20 protein-coding genes are annotated in these 17,317 nt (G+C 69.2%); 12 read left to right on the top strand and 8 right to left on the bottom strand.

The genetic code is table 11. The features are described 5' to 3' along the window. Positions 1 to 22: 22 nt before the first annotated feature. The 4 genes from J3476_RS09085 to J3476_RS09070 all read right to left on the bottom strand — a co-directional run bounded on the left by J3476_RS09085 (position 23) and on the right by J3476_RS09070 (position 2,750). Positions 23 to 913, bottom strand: coding sequence for a sucrase ferredoxin (locus J3476_RS09085; RefSeq protein WP_207066161.1), 891 nt, complete (start codon positions 911 to 913; stop codon positions 23 to 25). Beyond that, positions 910 to 2,124: a cupin domain-containing protein gene (locus tag J3476_RS09080; protein ID WP_207066160.1), complete on the bottom strand. Its 1,215-nt coding sequence runs from the start codon at positions 2,122 to 2,124 to the stop codon at positions 910 to 912. Before J3476_RS09080 ends, J3476_RS09085 begins: the two co-directional genes overlap by 4 nt. 10 nt (positions 2,125 to 2,134) lie before the next feature. Next, positions 2,135 to 2,383: a BatC protein gene (locus J3476_RS09075; protein ID WP_207066159.1), complete on the bottom strand. Its 249-nt coding sequence runs from the start codon at positions 2,381 to 2,383 to the stop codon at positions 2,135 to 2,137. Positions 2,384 to 2,510: 127 nt separating this feature from the next. Continuing rightward, complete coding sequence (locus J3476_RS09070) at positions 2,511 to 2,750, bottom strand: hypothetical protein (RefSeq protein ID WP_207066158.1); 240 nt, start codon at positions 2,748 to 2,750, stop codon at positions 2,511 to 2,513. 112 nt (positions 2,751 to 2,862) lie between these two features. Between J3476_RS09070 and J3476_RS09065 the strand changes: the two genes are divergently transcribed. The 4 genes from J3476_RS09065 to J3476_RS09050 all read left to right on the top strand — a co-directional run bounded on the left by J3476_RS09065 (position 2,863) and on the right by J3476_RS09050 (position 5,687). Next, a complete protein-coding gene (locus J3476_RS09065; protein WP_207066157.1) occupies positions 2,863 to 3,642 on the top strand; it encodes an alpha/beta fold hydrolase in 780 nt (259 codons plus the stop codon). Positions 3,643 to 3,694: 52 nt separating this feature from the next. Next, positions 3,695 to 4,129, top strand: coding sequence for a MarR family winged helix-turn-helix transcriptional regulator (locus J3476_RS09060; protein ID WP_207066156.1), 435 nt, complete (start codon positions 3,695 to 3,697; stop codon positions 4,127 to 4,129). Between the two features lie 97 nt (positions 4,130 to 4,226). After that, a complete protein-coding gene (locus J3476_RS09055; RefSeq protein ID WP_207066155.1) occupies positions 4,227 to 4,646 on the top strand; it encodes a hypothetical protein in 420 nt (139 codons plus the stop codon). A 48-nt stretch (positions 4,647 to 4,694) separates the two neighbouring features. After that, positions 4,695 to 5,687 (top strand): glycoside hydrolase family 6 protein, encoded by a 993-nt coding sequence (locus tag J3476_RS09050; RefSeq protein ID WP_207066154.1) that lies wholly within the window; start codon positions 4,695 to 4,697, stop codon positions 5,685 to 5,687. Positions 5,688 to 5,700: 13 nt separating this feature from the next. Here J3476_RS09050 and J3476_RS09045 read toward each other — a convergent pair whose 3' ends face one another. After that, positions 5,701 to 6,306: an ABATE domain-containing protein gene (locus tag J3476_RS09045; RefSeq protein ID WP_207066153.1), complete on the bottom strand. Its 606-nt coding sequence runs from the start codon at positions 6,304 to 6,306 to the stop codon at positions 5,701 to 5,703. Positions 6,307 to 6,388: 82 nt separating this feature from the next. Here J3476_RS09045 and J3476_RS09040 point away from each other — a divergent pair, with 82 nt between their 5' ends. Next, positions 6,389 to 6,934, top strand: coding sequence for a carboxymuconolactone decarboxylase family protein (locus J3476_RS09040; protein WP_207066152.1), 546 nt, complete (start codon positions 6,389 to 6,391; stop codon positions 6,932 to 6,934). Positions 6,935 to 6,960: 26 nt separating this feature from the next. Further along, a complete protein-coding gene (locus J3476_RS09035) occupies positions 6,961 to 7,776 on the top strand; it encodes a pyridoxamine 5'-phosphate oxidase family protein (protein WP_207066151.1) in 816 nt (271 codons plus the stop codon). Positions 7,777 to 7,826: 50 nt separating this feature from the next. Here J3476_RS09035 and J3476_RS09030 read toward each other — a convergent pair whose 3' ends face one another. Then, a complete protein-coding gene (locus J3476_RS09030; RefSeq protein ID WP_207066150.1) occupies positions 7,827 to 8,465 on the bottom strand; it encodes a TetR/AcrR family transcriptional regulator in 639 nt (212 codons plus the stop codon). Between the two features lie 148 nt (positions 8,466 to 8,613). Between J3476_RS09030 and J3476_RS09025 the strand changes: the two genes are divergently transcribed. The 4 genes from J3476_RS09025 to J3476_RS09010 all read left to right on the top strand — a co-directional run bounded on the left by J3476_RS09025 (position 8,614) and on the right by J3476_RS09010 (position 13,444). Further along, positions 8,614 to 10,959 (top strand): arylsulfatase, encoded by a 2,346-nt coding sequence (locus tag J3476_RS09025; RefSeq protein WP_207066149.1) that lies wholly within the window; start codon positions 8,614 to 8,616, stop codon positions 10,957 to 10,959. A gap of 83 nt (positions 10,960 to 11,042) precedes the next feature. Then, positions 11,043 to 11,705, top strand: coding sequence for an NAD(P)H-dependent oxidoreductase (locus J3476_RS09020; RefSeq protein ID WP_207066148.1), 663 nt, complete (start codon positions 11,043 to 11,045; stop codon positions 11,703 to 11,705). Positions 11,706 to 11,726: 21 nt separating this feature from the next. Beyond that, positions 11,727 to 12,656 carry an NAD(P)-dependent oxidoreductase gene (locus J3476_RS09015; RefSeq protein WP_286182788.1) on the top strand — a complete coding sequence of 310 codons (930 nt, stop codon included), beginning with the start codon at positions 11,727 to 11,729 and terminating at the stop codon, positions 12,654 to 12,656. Continuing rightward, positions 12,653 to 13,444, top strand: a complete 792-nt coding sequence (locus J3476_RS09010) for a glycosyltransferase family 2 protein (protein ID WP_207066146.1) — start codon at positions 12,653 to 12,655, stop codon at positions 13,442 to 13,444. Before J3476_RS09015 ends, J3476_RS09010 begins: the two co-directional genes overlap by 4 nt. Here the strand turns inward: J3476_RS09010 and J3476_RS09005 are convergent. Both J3476_RS09005 and J3476_RS09000 read right to left on the bottom strand, forming a co-directional pair. After that, entirely contained in the window at positions 13,392 to 13,856 is a 465-nt protein-coding gene (locus J3476_RS09005; RefSeq protein WP_207066145.1) for a GtrA family protein, read from the bottom strand. The genes J3476_RS09010 and J3476_RS09005 overlap by 53 nt on opposite strands. Then, positions 13,853 to 14,572, bottom strand: a complete 720-nt coding sequence (locus J3476_RS09000; protein ID WP_207066144.1) for a bifunctional 2-polyprenyl-6-hydroxyphenol methylase/3-demethylubiquinol 3-O-methyltransferase UbiG — start codon at positions 14,570 to 14,572, stop codon at positions 13,853 to 13,855. The genes J3476_RS09005 and J3476_RS09000 overlap by 4 nt, the downstream gene beginning before the upstream one ends. A gap of 90 nt (positions 14,573 to 14,662) precedes the next feature. Between J3476_RS09000 and J3476_RS08995 the strand changes: the two genes are divergently transcribed. Together J3476_RS08995 and J3476_RS08990 are read left to right on the top strand one after the other, a co-directional pair. After that, complete coding sequence (locus tag J3476_RS08995; RefSeq protein WP_207066143.1) at positions 14,663 to 15,826, top strand: NAD-dependent epimerase/dehydratase family protein; 1,164 nt, start codon at positions 14,663 to 14,665, stop codon at positions 15,824 to 15,826. A 5-nt stretch (positions 15,827 to 15,831) separates the two neighbouring features. After that, positions 15,832 to 17,313, top strand: coding sequence for a hypothetical protein (locus tag J3476_RS08990; RefSeq protein WP_207066142.1), 1,482 nt, complete (start codon positions 15,832 to 15,834; stop codon positions 17,311 to 17,313). Positions 17,314 to 17,317 lie beyond the last annotated feature (4 nt).

The raw sequence follows: 17,317 nt of genomic DNA, 5'->3' as shown, positions 1-17,317 counted from the left end.
CCGGGCTCGTCTCACCGCGACGTCAGCCGGCGACCGGCGCGAGCGCTGCGCAGGTGAACACCCTGACCTGACCGGCAACCTTGGCGTGGCACTGGGACAGCAGCGGCTCCGACAACTGCTCTTCGAGTGTGACCTCAATGGGGCCTGCCTTTCCGTTCAGTGTCACCAGGATGTGGCCGTCGCCGCGCTCGACGTGCAGCGGGGCGAGCGCGTCGATGCGATCCTCACCGGTCTGTTCCCGCGCGAAGTACTGCGCGGCCTGCACCGCGTGCGGCAGCGAAGTCCGTCCACGCAGGAACCGGTTGTCCAGCCGTCCCTGCAGGTAGCGCCGGACCAGCCCGGCCGAGTCCGTCGTGTCCACCCGTCCGTAGCACAACCCCTCGGGCAACACCAGCATCGTGGCGGCGAACCGGTCGCCGCCCAGATGCGAACACTCCCAGGTGTTCTCCGGAAATTCCTCGGCGATGGCGCGGCAGGCGCTGCGCCCGCGTACCGCGCAACACTGGTCGTGGGTGCCGTGCGCGCAGACGGCGATCAACGGTCCGGTCGACGGCTCACCGTCCGAGCCGTCCAGGGCGAGGTCGGCATAGGCCTGCGGGTCGTCGACCTCGCCGCCGTACAACGCCTCGTCACCGGGTTCGGCGCGGGCGACATACCAACGCCACCGCGGCGTCGCGGGCCGGCGACCGTGCCGGCGGATGGCCGCGATCCGCATCCCTGCCTTCTCCGCGCGCCGGACCACGGCCCGGCCCAGCACGGGATCGATGATCGCCGGGGACTGCAGAAACGCCGAAGGTCCCCAGGCACCGGACAATTCGAGCAGCAGCCAATTCGATCCCGCCGACGCCGTGCCGTACATGGGGTCCCCGCGGGCCAGCGACTGATCGCTGCACGGCACTGTCCTGGGACTCATCGATCGGCGGCCGCCGGGACGACGACGCCCTCCCGCAACAGCCGGCGAATCAGCACCGTCGCATCCGCGCGGTCCAGCCCGGGAGTGCCGGCGGCGGTGACGACGCGACCGCGGTGCAGTGCGGCGAGGGCCGGCGCGCAGGACATGGGAAAGGTCATGACGCGGTCGGGGAGTCGCAGCACGACCCGGCCGTCGGCGTTCTCGACTGCGGCGGCGAGCGCGTGTCGCCACCGCACGGAGGTGGTGTCCGCGCGCGCGGCAGCGTCCAGCGTGGCCAGGGGCCGTACCGCGACAGGTCGGGTCCGCTCGGCATGGCGGTGCGTCAGGTGGGTGGCGGCAGCGGTGCTCAGTGCGGTGGCGTCGTCGCGCAGCCGGTCGACCATCTGGGCCATCACCTTGGTCACCGCGGGAATGATGCCATCCCGGTCGGTGGGTGTGCCGCCCATCGGCAGCGATCGGCGGAAGGCCTCGTCATCGGCCAGTTGCTCGATCACCGCCCGGGCGACATCGAGGCCGGTGACCGCTGCGACGCCGACGGTCAGGTGAATCGACGTGGTGTCCTGCGCCTGGGCGGCGTGCACCCACCCCCGCGGCAGATACAGCGCGTCACCCGGGGCCAGCACGGCATCGATGACGGGCTCGCCCGTCACGCGTTCGGCGATGGCGGCGCGGTGCTGTGTCCACGGCTGGGACGGCAACGGGTGGGCGTGCACGGGTTCGTGCACCACCCAGCGTTTGTGGCCGGAGGCCTGCAGCACGAAGACGTCGTGGACGTCGTAATGGAAGTCGAAGCCGCGGTTGCCGGGGGGAGTCACGTACGCGTTGGCCTGCACCGGATGACCGAGCTCGTCGACCGCCTGCCGGACGAAGTCGATGACCGGCGGCCACAGCCGGTGCAGTCCCTGCAGCACGATCGTGGCACCCGAGGCGAATTCGCCGAGCACCTTCGCGGAGTCCACCTGGTCGGGCATCTCGGCGCCGAATCCGGCGGGCCCCAGATAGCAATCCTTGGCCAGCAGGTCGCCTTCTTTGGCCAGCCGGATGAACGGGGAGCGCACCCCGCGCTCAGCGATCAGCTCGTCGACCGCGTCGGGTGAGAGCAGATCGCCGAAGTCGCGGGGTAGCGCGTCGGCCGAACTGAGCAGGGGTGTGCGCCCCCAGTACGTCGTGGCGAACGTGTGCGTGTCGGTCGCGACGCATCGGCTCAGCATGGGAGAGCAGTCAGGCGGTTCCGTCGGCACCGCCGTCGTGACCTTCGGGGTTCGAGCCGCCGTCGGCCGGGCCTTCGCCGCCCGCGGTGCCGTCTGCTCCGCCGTCGTGGCCGCCCGGGTTCGAGCCGCCGTCGGCCGGGCCTTCGCCGCCGGCGGTGCCGTCTGCTCCGCCGTCGTGGCCGCCCGGGTTCGAGCCGCCGTCAGCGACTCCCTCGCCGCCGCCGGTGGAGGTGGTGATGTCGTTGTCGTCGAGTGCCATGACGCTTCCTTATCTGTCAGCGACCCGGTCGGGTCCGTCCGCGACCCCGGTTGCGGGGCTGCACCGTGTCGATGCCCGCGCTGCAGTGTTGCCCCGCGCAGCGCAGCCGAAACGCGTGGGCCGCTGCTCAGGCCGACAGCTTCTTGTCCGCGCTCGCCCTGTCCGCCTCGGCCTCCTCGGACTTCTTGCCGCTCAGTCTGCGCAACCCGGACGACGCCTTCATGAGCCCTCGGGACGACTTCGTCGGTGTGCCGTCGTTGCGGCGCTGCAGGAACTGGGCGATCTTGCGCAACACCAGTGCCAGGGCCGGTACCAGTAGAGCGGTCAGCACCCAGCGGCGGACGGGCGAACTCAGTAGAGCCAACATGTGGCCTCCTCGACATCGTCGACAGTGCTCAGCAGATACCCCGGAAATCGCCGTCGTAAAACGGCGGCCGGCGCGCTGTGACACCTGACCCGCGCTGGGTATCCCGCGATGGATGAAGTATCAACGGGGCGGCTCCGGCCCGGCCCTTCTCCTGATTCACGGCATCTCGCATCGGCAGAACTGGGCTCCGGTGATTCCGGCTCTCGCGCGGGAGCGTGACCTCATCGCCGTCGACCTACCTGGCTTCGGAGAGAGTCCGCCGATGCCGGGTGAGGTGTCGGTGGCGACTCTGACCGATGCCGTCGAGGAGTTCATCGCCGAGCACGACCTCGGTGACGTCGACGTCGTCGGCAGCTCGATGGGCGCGCGGATGGCGCTGGAGTTGGCGCGGCGCGGTCACGGCGGAGCCACCGTCGCACTGGACCCGGGCGGTTTCTGGACCGACACGGAGGTGGCGTACTTCGCCGCGACGGTCGTGCCCTCGATCGGACTGGTGCGCCGCATCCAGCCGGTGCTGCCCAGGTTGGTGAGCAATCGTGTCGGCCGCGCAGCGCTGCTGCTGCAGTTCTCGGCGAAGCCCTCGGCACTGGACCGCGACCTGGTGCTGAGCGAACTCCGCAACTTCGCGAGTTCGCCCAGCCTGTTCGAGGCGCTGGAAGCGCTCATCCGCGGGCCCAAGCAGCAGGGCGCGCCATCGGGCACGCTGCGTGCGCCGGTGGTGATCGGGTGGGGGCGCAACGACCGGGTGACTCCCCTGCGGCAGGCGCGGCGCGCGCTGGATCGCTTCCCGGATGCCTCGCTGTACTGCTTCTCGGATTGCGGCCATTTTCCGCACTGGGACCGGCCGTCCGAAACCGTGCAGTTGATCCTGGACTCGACCGGGCCACGCTGACACTCGCCCACCCGATTGCGCGCAATGGGATTGCGTGCAATAAATTAGAGCGGTGACGAAATTGCGGCTCGAGGAACAACTGTGCTTCGCGCTGTACTCGGCGTCGCGCGCCGTCACCTCCGCCTACCGGCCACTGCTCGACGAACTCGGCCTCACCTATCCGCAGTACCTCGTCCTGCTGGTGCTGTGGGAGGACGACGCCTGCAGCATCGGGCAACTCGGCGACCGGCTGCACCTGGACTCCGGCACGCTGTCGCCGCTGCTCAAACGTCTGGAAGCCGCCGGCCTCGTACGGCGGCAGCGCAGTGACACCGACGAACGACGCGTCGAGGTCACGCTCACCGCAGACGGGCGAGCGCTGGAGGACCGGGCGGCCTGTGTCCCGGAGCGACTTCTCGGCTCGACCGACGCCGATCCGGCACAGCTCGCCGCGCTGCGTGATGCCCTGACCCTCGTCACCGCTGAGGTTTACGCCCGGAACGGCTGAAACACCCGTCCCGAATCACTGGAGAAAGGCAGCACCGATGTCTCAACCACCCATGTCCCAACCACCAGTGCCCCAACCAACCATCTCCCAACCACCGATGTCCGAACCACCGCCACCACCGCCGACCACCCGCGCCCGGACCGTCGCGCGCCTGGCTCTCGCCGGCGCGATGGTGTTCGCCGGTTTCAGCCACCTGTTCTGGGCCCGCGAAGAGTTCCAGGCGCAGGTTCCGCGCTGGGTGCCCATGGATCCCGACGGCGTGGTGATGGCGTCCGGCGGCGTCGAGATCACGCTCGGCGTCGGGTTGGCCGTCCTCAACCGGGACCGTGTCCTGGTCGGCAGGTTGTTGGCCGCGTTCTTCATCCTGATCTTTCCGGGCAATATCGCCCAGTACGTCAACCATGCGGACGGCTTCGGGCTCGACACCGACACCAAGCGTCTGGTGCGGCTGTTCTTCCAGCCCGTGTTGATCGCCTGGGCGCTGTGGGCCGCCGGGATTCCGCGCAGCAAGCGGTGACGTCACCCTGGTTTGGCGATCGCTGCGGGCCGCATTAGGTTTCCTCACGTGACGTTCTCAGGTGCTGCTGTCGCGCGGTGGATCGCGCCCTTCCTGACAGTCGCGGCGGTCGCCGCGGTGGGGGCGGTGTCCGCTCCCGTCCACCCGGCGGACACCCCGGCAGTGCGGCTGGCCAGTGACGCCAACCCGCTGGCCGGCATGCCGTTCTACGTCAATCCCCAGTCCAAGGGGATGCGTGCGGCGCAGGGCAACCCCGATCCGCTGCTGGCCGCGGTGGTCAACACCCCGACCGCGTACTGGATGGACCACATCTCCACCCCGGCTGTGGATGCGAAGTACATCGCCACCGCCCAGGCCGCCGGCACCATGCCGATCCTGGCGCTCTACGGCATCCCGAACCGGGACTGCGGCAGCTACGCCGCGGGCGGGTTCGGTTCGGCCGGCGCCTACCGGGCGTGGATCGACGGTGTCGCGGCCGCCATCGGCACCGGGCCCGCAGCGGTCATCCTCGAACCCGACGCGCTGGCCATGATCGACTGCCTGTCCCCGGGCCAGCAGCAGGAACGGCTCGAGCTGATCGGCTACGCCGTCGACACGCTGACCCGTAATCCCGCCACCGCCGTGTACGTCGACGCCGGCCATTCGCGCTGGGTGCCCGCGGACGTCATGGCGGGCCGGCTCAACCAGGTCGGAGTCCAGAAGGCGCGTGGCTTCAGCCTGAACACGGCGAACTTCTTCACGACCGAGGAGTCCATGGGGTACGGCCAGGCCATCTCCGGGATGACCAACGGAGCGCACTACGTGATCGACACGTCGCGCAATGGCGCCGGACCGGTGGAAGGCGACGACCTGTACTGGTGCAATCCCAGCGGTCGCGCACTCGGGGTGGCCCCGACTACGGCCACCGGCAATCCGACGGTCGACGCCTTCCTGTGGGTCAAGCGCCCCGGGGAATCCGACGGGTCGTGCCGCGGGGCGCCCAGCGCCGGCACGTTCGTCAGTCAGTACGCCATCGACCTCGCCCGTAACGCCGGTTGGTGAGAGCGGCGCCGGCTCATTGCCGGCCGCTGCGGATACGCCGGTAGTGGCGCGCGGCGCGTACCCGGTTGCCGCAGGCCTGCGAACACCATTCCCGTCTCGGGTGGGACTTGACGAAGTACAGCACGCAATGCGGGGCGTGGCAGGCCCGTAGTGCGCCGGCCGACGGCCCGGTGAGCAGGTCGATCGCCTGCGCCGCCAGCCCGGCGAGCGCCGTGCGGACGGGTGGCTCGTGGGCGACGGCCTCGCGGCGCAGCTCGTCACCGCGGCGGAGGAGCGCCGGCCAGGCCTGGTCGGCGGCCATGGCGTTGATGTCGGCCACCGCGGTGTCGACGGATGCGACCGGGGAGCGTGCCGCGGGTCGCTGATCGTCGGTGACGAACGCGGCGACGCGGCGCAGCGAATCCCGCAGTGCGCGAGCCTCGGTCAGCTCGGCGGGCGTCGGGTCGACCCCGGGACCGGATCCCGGGTCGAAGCCGGCCACGTCGGTCAGCCAGCCACGCAAGGCGGTGGCCGTGGTCAGGTCGTCGTGCACCCCTGCCGTATCCGCCCAGACGGTGTTCATCAACCGCACGGGCAGCGGCTCGCCAGGCAACACCCACCGTGCAGACGATTCCGGCATGCGGGAATGTTATCACGGATGGAAGGTGTTCCATCCGTTAGAGCCACCGCCGGTAGCTCACGAGACACCGAACGGAACCGCCATGTCCACCACCACCGCATTCACCCCCGTCGACCCGTCCGCCGCCACCGGCACGACCGCGGAACTGCTTGCGCAGGTTCGTAAGTCGCTGGGGACGGTGCCGAACATGACCGCTGCGATGGCGAACAGCCCCACCCTGCTCAAGGCGTACCTGGCGCTGTCCGGTGCCGTCGCCGGTGGCGCCCTGCCTGCCGCAGCCCGGGAGCGCCTGGCGGTGGCGACCGCTCAGCTCAACGGATGCGAATACTGCCTCTCGGCCCACACCTACGTCGGCGCTCAGGTCGCCAAGATCGACGCGGAGGAACTCGAGCGAGCCCGGCGGGGACAGTCGCAGGATCCGCACCTGGCGGCCCTGCTGGAGTTGTCCAACACGATCGCCGAGAACGCCGGTGACGTGGACGCCGGCGACCTCGACAGGGCCCGGCGCGCGGGCGTCACGGACGAGGAGATCGGTGAGTTGGTTGCCAACCTGGCCTTGAACATCCTCACCAACTACTTCAACGTGCTCGCCGGCGTCCACAACGACTGGCCGGTGGTCTCGCTGTGACGACCGGCTTTCACCGCGGAGAGCTCATGGTCCAACAGCGTGCCGGGGTCCTCGAGGCCGCGGCGCGACTCGAACCCATGGTGCGCCAGGGCGGGCTCACGCCTGGGGCAGCGGCGTTCGTGTCGGGCGCCACGTTCGGGGCGCTCACCGCACGCGACCGCACCGGCCGGTTGTGGACGGCTCCGCTGCTGGGCGAACCCGGGTTCGTAACGCCGGAGTCGGCGTCGGCCCTGCGGATCCGCGGCGGAATCGCCGATGCCGACCCGCTTTTCGACCTGCCGTCGGGGCAGGAGGTCGGTGTGATCGTGATCGACTATGCGTCCCGACGCCGGTTGCGGGTGAACGGACAGCTCGACAGGGGCGACGAGGACGAATTGCGGGTCAGCATCGCGCAGGCCTACGGGAACTGCCCGCAGTACATTCCGCGGGCGCAGTGGCGGTCCGGGCTGCCGGCGCCGCACCGCACGCGGGTGCACGACGGGGACAGCTTGCGGGACAGCGACATCGACCAGATCCGGCGCGCCGCGACCTTCATCCTGGGCACCACCCACCCCACGGCGGGGAACGACGCATCGCATCGCGGAGGGCCGCCCGGCTTCGTCACCGTCAGCCCGCGGACAGTGCGTTGGCCCGATTACCCCGGCAACAACATGTTCAACAGCCTCGGCAATCTCGCCGTTGATCCCACTGCTGCGCTGATGTTCGCCACGGCAACCGGTCGCGTTGTCCAGATCTCGGGGGCGGCCACCGTGGAGTGGGATCGATCAGCAGCCAGGGAGCCGGATGACACGGGACGCGGTGTCGCGTTGACGATCGACCGGGTGGTGGTGACGACGGGCTGAACCAGCCGGCGGCGGGGCAGGTGGGCGGGAACGCTGCGGCGACGTGGTGCTCACCGGCGTGGCGGCGGATCTGCCGATCCGCCCCGCCGCACGATCGCGAAGGCCTGCCCCAGCAGCCGGGTCTCGCTGACTCCCGTGACCCCGCGCCGCTCGAGCTGCCAGCGTCTGATTCCGGTGCTGCGTAGCGCAGCCACCGCGCATCGGGCGAGCACCTGCGCCTCGAACTCCAGGTCGTCGGTCACCGGCTGCGACGATTCCATCCGTTCCGCCAGAGCCTCGGCAACCGCCTGCTCGAGCTGGAACAGCAACCCCGGGCTCGACTTGGCCAGCTTGGGCCCGGGCGGACCGTCCTGGAACAACCACGACAGGTTGGGCTGGGCCTCGCGCAGCCGGTCGGCCGTCACCAGCACGGCGTTCTCGACGGCGTCCAGCGGTGCTTCGGCTGCCGGGCGGCGCCGTATCTCGTCGGCGAGGACCGGAATCCCGGCTTCGATGTCCTTCACCAAGAGGGCCTCTTTCCCGGAGAAGTACCGGAAGAAGGTGCGCTCGGTGACCCCGGCGGCGTCGGCGATGTCGCGGACCGTGGTCTCGGCGTATCCGCGCTGCTCGAAGAGCGCGTCGGCCGCGGACTGGATGGCGCCCCGGGTGGCGATTTTGTGCGCCTCGCGCTTGCCGACATCAGCGGACATGCAAGAACTATGCCAGCTGACGGCCCTCGGGTACGACATATTGTCAGTTCTGACACTTTCCCATAAGGTGTCAGTACTGACAGATTTCCGGTCCACCCGAACGGTCGACGAGCCCGTGCTCGTGGCCGCCTAGCGAGACGAGCCGACGATGCACTTCCAGGGAACGATCAACGAGGACATCCGCGATTCCGTGCCGGACTGGGGGCCGTACCGAGCTCCGCAGGCTCCCGACAACGCCCCCAACGTGCTGTACCTGCTGTGGGACGACATCGGGATCGCGACCTGGGACTGCTTCGGTGGCATGGTCGAGATGCCGACCATGACACGCATCGCCGAACGCGGGATCCGGTTGTCACAGTTTCACACCACCGCGCTGTGCTCGCCGACCCGCGCTGCGCTGCTGACCGGCCGCAACGCCACGTCGGTGGGGGTGTCCTCGGTCGTGAACATGGCGCAGGGCTATCCCGGTCACAGCGGACGCATCCCGGCAGACACCGCGCTGGTGTCGGAGGTCCTCGCCGAACGGGGATGGGCGACGTATGCGGTCGGCAAATGGCACCTGACACCACCCGAGGACTGCCACGCCGCCGGGTCGCGCCGGTACTGGCCGCTGAGCCGGGGCTTCGACCGCTTCTACGGATTCCTCGACGGCATGACCGACCAGTGGTATCCGAACCTGGTCAGCGACAGCAGGCCGATCGATCCGCCGGGAACCCCGGAGCAGGGCTATCACCTCTCGAAAGACCTGGCCGACAACGCGATCGGCTTCCTGCGCGAACACCGCTCCTGCGCGCCCGACAAGCCGTGGTTCATGTATCTGTGCCCGGGCGCAGGCCATTCGCCGCACCAGGTCGACAGCTCCTGGGCCGACAGATATCGCGGCCGGTTCGACGAGGGCTACGAGCGCTACCGCGAGATCGCCCTGGCCAACCAGAAGGCGCTCGGACTGCTGCCCGGCGAGACCGAGCTGTCACCGATCAATCCCTACGCCGAGTGCACCAGTGCCGACGGGTTGCCCTGGCCGGAACATGACACGGTGACCCCGTGGGACGCGTTGTCCGAGGACCAGAAGCGGGTTTTCAGCCGGATGGCCGAAGTCTTCGCCGGGTTCCTCAGCTACACCGACGCCCAGATCGGCCGCGTGGTGGACTATCTGGACAGCACCGGCCAGCTCGACAACACGATCATCGTCGTCATGTCCGACAATGGTGCCAGCGGTGAAGGTGGGCCCACCGGCACCCTCGACGAGTTCGTGCCGCTTCGCGGCGGCCTGTCGGCTGAGCCGACGCTGGACCGCCTGGACGAGTTCGGCGGACCCGGCACGAAGATGAACTACGCCAATGGCTGGGCGATGGCGTTCAACACGCCGTACAAGTTGTTCAAGCGCTACGCGTCCCACGAGGGCGGGATCGCCGACCCGTGCATCGTCTCCTGGCCGGCCGGACTGCCCGCCCGCGGAGAGGTGCGCGAACAGTACACGCACGTCAGTGACATCACCCCGACGGTGTACGAACTGCTGGGACTGGAACCGGCGAGAACGGTCAAGGGCGTTCCGCAGAGGCCGCTGGAGGGCGTGAGTATCGCTGCGACGCTGCATGATCCGGATGCATCGAGGCAGAAGAGTACCCAGTTCTACGCCATGATGGGTACTCGCGGCATCTGGCATGACGGGTGGTTCGCCAGCGCCGTGCACCCACCGACGTCCGCGGTCCCCGGCCGGCCCGGCTGGTCCCAGTTCCCGCATGACAGGTGGGAACTGTTCCACCTCGACAGCGACCGCAGCCAGATCCGTGACCTCGCCGCCGAACACCCGGACAAGCTCGAAGAGCTCAAGTCCTTGTGGCAGAACGAGGCGACGCGGTGCCACGCCTATCCGCTCAACGATCTGAGCGTGTTCGAGCTCATCAGCCGCGGCGTCGCCGATCTGGCCGGGGGCTCGCGGCGGGCGGTCTTCTATCCGGGCACCCCGGCGGTGCACACTCCGATGAGCGGCCTGGTGCGAGGCCGGTCCTTCGTGTTGCGCACCGAGGTGGCGGTCACCGGCTCCGACGCGGCCGGGGTGCTGTTCTCCCAGGGCAGCCGGTCGGGTGGACACGCACTCTTCCTCGCCGGTGGCTACCTGCGCTACGTCTGCAATCACGGCGGAGCCGAGCAGGCCGTGACGTCCGAAGGGCCGATCACGATGGGGCGGCACGGCGTCGAAATCCGTTTCAGTAGAACAGGATTAGGCGACGGACCGCTCAACGCGGTCGGAAACCTGGAGCTGATCGTCGACGGCCGCACCGTCGGCGCGCTGCACGGGATGACGATGGCCGGTTTCGATCCGATGCAGCCGGTCACGGTCGGGCTCAGCGTCGCCTACTCGGTGTCGCGAGACTACGCCTCGCCGAACCCGTTGCGGCAGGCCACCCTGGAGCAGGTCACTGTGGACTTTCTCGAGGCAGGCGAGAGTCTGCAGGACGCGGTCGTCGCGCTGGGGTTCGCCCGGGACTGACCCGAACCGACGGACCGACCCGAACCGACGCACTGAGTCGAACCGACGGAATAAGCAGCGGCGCGCCCGCGTCAGTGCAAGGCATGCATCTACTGACCGTGTACTCACACCCGTTCACCGACAGGTATCCGGCCGCGGTGATGAAGGCCTTCCACGAACCGGTGCGCGCGGCCGGTCACACCATCGATGTCCTGGACCTGCACAGCGAGGATTTCGACCCGCGATTCACCCCCGAGGACCATGCGCACTTCTGGGGCGGACCCATCCCCGACGAGATCGCCGCGATGCACCGCAGAGTGGAGGACGCCGACCGGATGGCGTTCGTCTTCCCGGTCTACTGGTGGGGCATGCCGGCGATGATGAAGGGCTGGATCGAGCGCGTGTTCACGGTCGGCTGGGCATACCAGTACGGCAAGGGCGTCGAGGACCGGGGCAAGCAACCGCTGACGTCGCTGCTGGGCAACATCCCCACCACGCTGATCGGCATCGGCGGGTCGACTCGGCGCACGTACGACCGCTACGGCTACGACGAGGCGATGAGGACCCAGATCGACGTCGGCACCTTCGCCTACTGCGGTGTCACGGATGTGACCAGCCATCTCATCTACGACGTTGAGGGGGAACACAATTCGGCAGTGCGCGACGAGGGGCTGCAGCAGGCCGCCGAAATCGGGCGTGCGTTCCTGGCACCTGATCGGGTGGTGCGCGACGCCAAGGAGGAGCATCTGCGCCGTCGCGCCGGATGACGTCACGCTAAGTTGACCGCCGTGGGTGCACAACAGCAGGGACGGGTGCTTGTCACCGGAGGTTGCGGCTTCATCGGTGCGGCGGTGGTGAAGGCGCTGCTGGACGCCGGGGCGGGCGTCACCGTCGTGGACCGCACGCCGCCCCGCAGTCCGCTCGACGGCGTGCGCTATGTCGTCGGTGATCTGACCGACGCGGGCGTGCGCGACGACGCGGTGGCACCGGGCACCGCCGCGATCGTCCATCTCGCTGCGGCGACCTCGGTGTTGCAGTCCGTGCAGCGGCCCGCGCCGACGTATGCCGACAACGTCGCCGTCACCCAGGAGTTGCTCGAGTTGGCCCGCATCCGTGACGTCGGCCAGTTTCTGCTGGCCTCGACCAACGCCGTCGTGGGCGACGTCGGTGAGGCGACGATCACCGAGCGGTTGCCGTTGCGCCCGCTGACGCCCTACGGCGCCACGAAGGCCGCCTGCGAGATGCTGATGTCCGGGTACGCCGGGGCCTACGGGATGACGACCTGCGCGTTGCGCTTCAGCAACGTCTACGGGCCGGGGATGGCGCTCAAGGACAGCTTGGTGCCGCGGCTGATGCGTGCGGCCCTGGACGGCTCCACCGTCACCATCTACGGCGATGGCACCCAGCGTCGCGACCTGGTCCACGTCGACGACGTGGCGCGCGCGGTGCTGCTCGCCCGGCAGGGCCGCTACAGCGGCACCGCGATCGTCGGCGCCGGCAGGTCGGTGTCGGTCCTCGAACTCGTCGACACCGTCCGCACCGTCACCGGCCGGCCGCTGCCCACCGAACACGTCGCCGCCCAGCGCGGCGAGATGCCCGCCGTCGTCGTCGACGTGTCACACAGCGCGGAGGCGATCGGCTACCGCCCCAGCGTCGCGCTGGCCGACGGACTGGCCGGCACGTGGCGGTACTTCCTCGACACGGTCGGCACGGCATGACCCCGCTCGCCGACTACCCCGACGATGTCGACACGCGTGCGGTCGCGGAGTTCGACCGGCATTATCCGAGCCTGGAGTTGGCCGAACTGGTCGTGGTGATCGCCGCGTACAACGAGGCCGACGGGATCGGCGCGGTGCTGACCGAGATGCCGAAACGGTGCTGCGGAATGCCGGTGGACGTCCTGGTCGTCGTCGACGGTGCGACCGACGCCACCGCCGAGGTGGCGCGTGCGCACGGCGCCTACACCTGCGTCGCACCCCGCAACCGCGGCCAGGGCGCGGCGCTGCGGCTGGGCTACCGGCTGGCCGCCCGGCACGGGGCGCGTTTCGTGGTGACCACCGACGCCGACGGTCAGTACGACGGCGCCGAACTGGAGACCCTGGTGACGCCGCTGCTCGACGGCCGCGCGGATTTCGTGACCGGGTCGCGCCGGCTGGGCCACCACGAATCCGACAGCCGCTTCCGCTGGCTGGGCGTGCGGGTGTTCGCGGTACTGGCCAGCCTGCTGACGTGGCGCCGCATCACCGACACCTCGTTCGGCTTCCGGGCGATGCGCGCCGAGCTGGCGCGGTCGGTGACGCTGACCGAGCCCCAGTACCAGTCCTCGGAGTTGCTGGTCGGGGTCGCCGCCCGGGGCGCACGCGTGGCCGAGGTGCCGATGACGATGCGCCTGCGCGCACACGGGGCGAGCAAGAAGGGCGCCAACCTCGTCTACGGCGCGAACTACGCCCGCGTCATGGTGCGGACGTGGTTCCGGGAGTACGTGCGCGGCGGTCGACGAAGATGAACCGGTCGAACAGCACGAACTTCAGCACGAACATCGCGCCGTAGGTACCCAGGAACGACGCTCCCACGAGGACGACCTGCCAGGCATGCGAGTCGACGTGCTCGCGCACCCAGTTGTCGGCGGCGGTGGTGACCAGGATCGCGGTGAGGGCGGTGACGATGACGATGACGGCATACGGCAACACCTCCCTGCGGTGGTGCGGGCGGCCCCGCTGCTGCCACGCCCAGTACCGGTTCATCAGGTAGTTGGGGACCGCACCGGCGACGAATGCGAGCACGCTGGCCAGCAGCGGCGCCCCGGCCAGCCAGTAGGTGAGCAGGAAGACCGCCTCACTGATGAGGCCGGCGATGACCGAGGCGCCGGTGTAGCGGCCCCACAGCCGGACGCGGTGACGGCGCAGACCCGGGCTCACGCCCGGACCCGGGCCACGCACAGCACCGATTGCCCGAAGGGCGGGCGCACCACCCGCTCCAGCGCGCGCGTCACCGGAACGACGAAGCGGTCGAACACCGCCACGAGTTTCGAATCCGGGGACGTCGAACCACCCCGGCGCACCGTCAGCCACCACGCGATGCCGCCGAGGAGATTGACCGGCTTGACCAGCTCGACGTCCAGGCCGGCGCGCCGCACGGCGCTCGCCAACGTCGACGGTGTGTACCGGCGCACGTGGCCGACCTTGCGGTCGAACTCCCCGTAGAGCTGCTGGTAGCCGGGCACCCACAGCACGATGCTGCCGCCCGGCTGCACCGCGGTGGCCAGCGAGCGCAGTGCGCCCGCGTCGTCCTCGATGTGCTCGAGCACGTTGATCGCGACCACGGAGGCGACCGGCTCGTCGAGCTCCGGTGCCACGCCCAGCGCCAACGTCCGGGTCTGCACCTCGGGCCGCCCGGCGAAGCGCCGCGCCATCAGTTCGACGGCGCCGGGGTCGACATCGGTCAACACCAGCCGGTCGACGTCGCCGAACTGCTCGGCGAACTCGCCGAGACCGGCGCCGACCTCGAGGATCGTGCGGCCGCAGTGCGGGGCGATCAGGTCGTACTGGTAGCGGCGGTACCGCGGCTTGTCACGTCCGGCGGCCTCGAGTTGACGGCCCGTGGCCGCTGTGAACGCCCCCCGGTCCTCGGCCATATGACCCTCCCTGTGAATCGCGCGTGTTGCCGCAATTGTGCACGTGGTTGTGCCCGTGTCTTAGGCTCAGGTTCACCAGCGGCGAAAGGGATGGCTGTTTTGCGAGTTCTCGTGCTCGGCGGTGACGGATACCTCGGATGGCCCACTGCACTGCATCTGTCCGATCGCGGACATGACGTGGCAGTGCTCGACAACTTCGCCCGGCGCGGTTACGACGACGAACTCGGCGTGTGCAGCCTGGTGCCGATCGAGGACCTGACCACCCGCGTGGCCGCCTGGGAGGAGCACTCCGGAAAGCGGCTCGCCACCTACGTGGGTGATTTGCTCGACGCCGAATTCGTGTATGCGACGCTGCGCGAGTTCGCCCCCGACGCAGTCGTGCACTTCGCCGAGCAGCGTGCCGCGCCGTACTCGATGATCGACCGCGCCCACGCCGTCTACACCCAGCACAACAATGTCATCGGCACGCTGAACCTGCTGTACGGCATCGGTGAGCTGGACCGCGACATCCACCTGGTCAAGCTCGGCACGATGGGCGAGTACGGCACGCCCAACGTCGACATCGAAGAGGGCTGGCTGGAACTGGAACACAACGGGCGCAGGGACCGTGTGCTGTTCCCCAAACGACCCGGATCGTTCTATCACCTGAGCAAGGTGCACGACTCGCACAACATGGAGTTCACCTGCCGGGCCTGGGGTCTGCGGGCCACCGACCTCAACCAGGGCGTGGTCTACGGGCAGACGACGCCGCAGACCGCGCTCGATCCGCGGCTGGCCACCCGCTTCGACTACGACAGCGTGTTCGGCACGGTTCTCAACCGCTTCGTCATCCAGGCGGTGCTCGGCGAGCCGCTGACGGTGTACGGCACCGGAAACCAGATCAGGGGTCTGATCGACATCCGCGACACCGTGGAATGCATCCGGCTGGCCGTGGAGAACCCCGCCGAGCGCGGCGAGTTCCGGGTGTTCAACCAGATGACCGAGTCGAAGTCGGTGCGCCAGATCGCCGACGTCGTGTCGGCGCAGTTCCCGGGCCCGGTGCAGATCGAGCATTTGACCAACCCCCGCATCGAGCTGCAGGAGCACTACTACAACGTCAAACACACCGGGCTCGTCGAGCTCGGTCTGGACCCGCACCTGCTCTCCGATGTGTTGATCGAGTCGATGTTCCCCATCGTCGAGCAGAACAAGCACCGCGTCGACACCGAGAAGCTGTATCCGACGGTGCAGTGGACGAGCTCCGGTAACAACTGAGCGGCGTGGTCGCCGTCCTGGGCAGCGCCGGCGGGCTGATTCGCCGACACTGGCTGCTGAGCGCGCTGGTATTCGCCGGTGTGGTTCTGCGGGTGCTGTCCTGGTTCGCCTACCAGCCCGCGCTGTTGTTCGTCGACTCGTTCCGCTACCTGGGTAACCTCGGGGAGTTCAATCCCAGCGGTCTGAACCCCATCGGATACGAGCTGTTCGTCCTGACTCCGCTGCTCGCGGTCGGCGGACTGGAGCTCGTCACCGCCGTGCAGCACCTCGCGGGGGTCGTCTCAGCCGTCGCGCTGTCGGCTCTGGCGCTGCGCTACGGCGTGAACCGCTGGTGGGCTGCGGCGGCCGCAGCACCGCTGCTGCTCGACGGCTATCAGATCCAGATCGAGCAGCTGATCATGTCCGATGCCTGGCAACAGGTACTGCTGGTGGCACTGCTGTGGGTGCTGTTGGGTACCGGGGCCCCCACCCCCCGCCGGGCGGCGCTGGCCGGGTTGCTGGTCGGAATGGCGGTCATGCTGCGCCTGGTGGCGCTGGCCCTGGTGGTTCCGATCCTCGGCTATCTGCTCATCGCCGGCGGCGCGTGGCGGCTGCTGCGCACCGCACCCGGCTGGCGGACCGTCGGCCTGCGCATCGTGGCCTTCGTGTTGGCCTGTGGCGCGGTGCTCGGAGGGTACGCGACCTATTTCCACGCCGAGACCGGCAAGTGGGGTTTGACCCGCACCACCAGCCAGGTGCTCTACGGGCGTGCCGCGGTGATCGCCGACTGCGACACCCTCGAGTTGGATGCGCTGCTCGAGCGGGCCTGTCCCACCGAGCCGTTGGACGATCGCCGGCGCCTCGACGACTACGCCCACATCCAGCGGGAGAAGGGGTTCCGCGACCGATTCCCGCCGGGCACGGATCTCTACCAGGTGCAGCGGGAGTTCGGCTGGACCGTGATCGGCCAGCAACCCCTGGATTTCGCCGCGGCGGTCGCGGTGGACTTCGGAAAAGGCTTCCGCCCCACCCGCACCGACGCCGAAGGCGACGTGCCGGTGAGCCGCTGGCAGTTCCAGCTGGAGTACCCCAACGCCGACAAGGACCTCACCAGGCGAACATCCCAGGAGTTCAGCGGGCGCGACCCGACCACCGTGCCGGGCCTGGCCGCGTTCCTGCGCGGCTACCAACTCAGCGTCGGTTACACGCCGGGGCCACTGCTGGCGGTGTTCGGGCTCATCGCCCTGGCCGCTGTGCTGGGAGTGGGCCGGGCCCGCACCAGCGGCGTGCGGTCGGCGATCGCGCTGGCCCTGGGGATGGCGCTCACCATGCTCGTCCTCTCCGCCGCGTTCGAATTCTCCTGGCGCTACCAGCTTCCCGCGCTGGTACTGCTGCCGTTCGCCGGTGTTCTCGGGATCCGGGCGTTCCGGCGCCGGCCCCCGGCGCCTGTTCCCGTGGGGAGTGAATGGCAGTGGCAGCGCCGCACCACATGGCTGCCGGACGGGTGACCGC

The organism is Mycobacterium sp. PO1, from assembly GCF_017312405.1.
GTDB lineage: Bacteria > Actinomycetota > Actinomycetes > Mycobacteriales > Mycobacteriaceae > Mycobacterium.
This window is presented reverse-complemented; position numbering and strand designations above follow the sequence as displayed.

Coding starts and splice junctions, on each gene's coding strand:
- J3476_RS09020 (WP_207066148.1), top strand. CDS start 11,043: ATGCATCTACTGACCGTGTACTCACACCCGTTCACCGACAGGTATCCG.
- J3476_RS08995 (WP_207066143.1), top strand. CDS start 14,663: ATGGCTGTTTTGCGAGTTCTCGTGCTCGGCGGTGACGGATACCTCGGA.
- J3476_RS09075 (WP_207066159.1), bottom strand. CDS start 2,383: ATGGCACTCGACGACAACGACATCACCACCTCCACCGGCGGCGGCGAG.
- J3476_RS09055 (WP_207066155.1), top strand. CDS start 4,227: ATGTCCGAACCACCGCCACCACCGCCGACCACCCGCGCCCGGACCGTC.
- J3476_RS09040 (WP_207066152.1), top strand. CDS start 6,389: ATGTCCACCACCACCGCATTCACCCCCGTCGACCCGTCCGCCGCCACC.
- J3476_RS09030 (WP_207066150.1), bottom strand. CDS start 8,465: ATGTCCGCTGATGTCGGCAAGCGCGAGGCGCACAAAATCGCCACCCGG.
- J3476_RS09045 (WP_207066153.1), bottom strand. CDS start 6,306: ATGCCGGAATCGTCTGCACGGTGGGTGTTGCCTGGCGAGCCGCTGCCC.
- J3476_RS09065 (WP_207066157.1), top strand. CDS start 2,863: ATGAAGTATCAACGGGGCGGCTCCGGCCCGGCCCTTCTCCTGATTCAC.
- J3476_RS09025 (WP_207066149.1), top strand. CDS start 8,614: ATGCACTTCCAGGGAACGATCAACGAGGACATCCGCGATTCCGTGCCG.
- J3476_RS09010 (WP_207066146.1), top strand. CDS start 12,653: ATGACCCCGCTCGCCGACTACCCCGACGATGTCGACACGCGTGCGGTC.
- J3476_RS09000 (WP_207066144.1), bottom strand. CDS start 14,572: ATGGCCGAGGACCGGGGGGCGTTCACAGCGGCCACGGGCCGTCAACTC.
- J3476_RS09070 (WP_207066158.1), bottom strand. CDS start 2,750: ATGTTGGCTCTACTGAGTTCGCCCGTCCGCCGCTGGGTGCTGACCGCT.
- J3476_RS09080 (WP_207066160.1), bottom strand. CDS start 2,124: ATGCTGAGCCGATGCGTCGCGACCGACACGCACACGTTCGCCACGACG.
- J3476_RS09085 (WP_207066161.1), bottom strand. CDS start 913: ATGAGTCCCAGGACAGTGCCGTGCAGCGATCAGTCGCTGGCCCGCGGG.
- J3476_RS09035 (WP_207066151.1), top strand. CDS start 6,961: ATGGTCCAACAGCGTGCCGGGGTCCTCGAGGCCGCGGCGCGACTCGAA.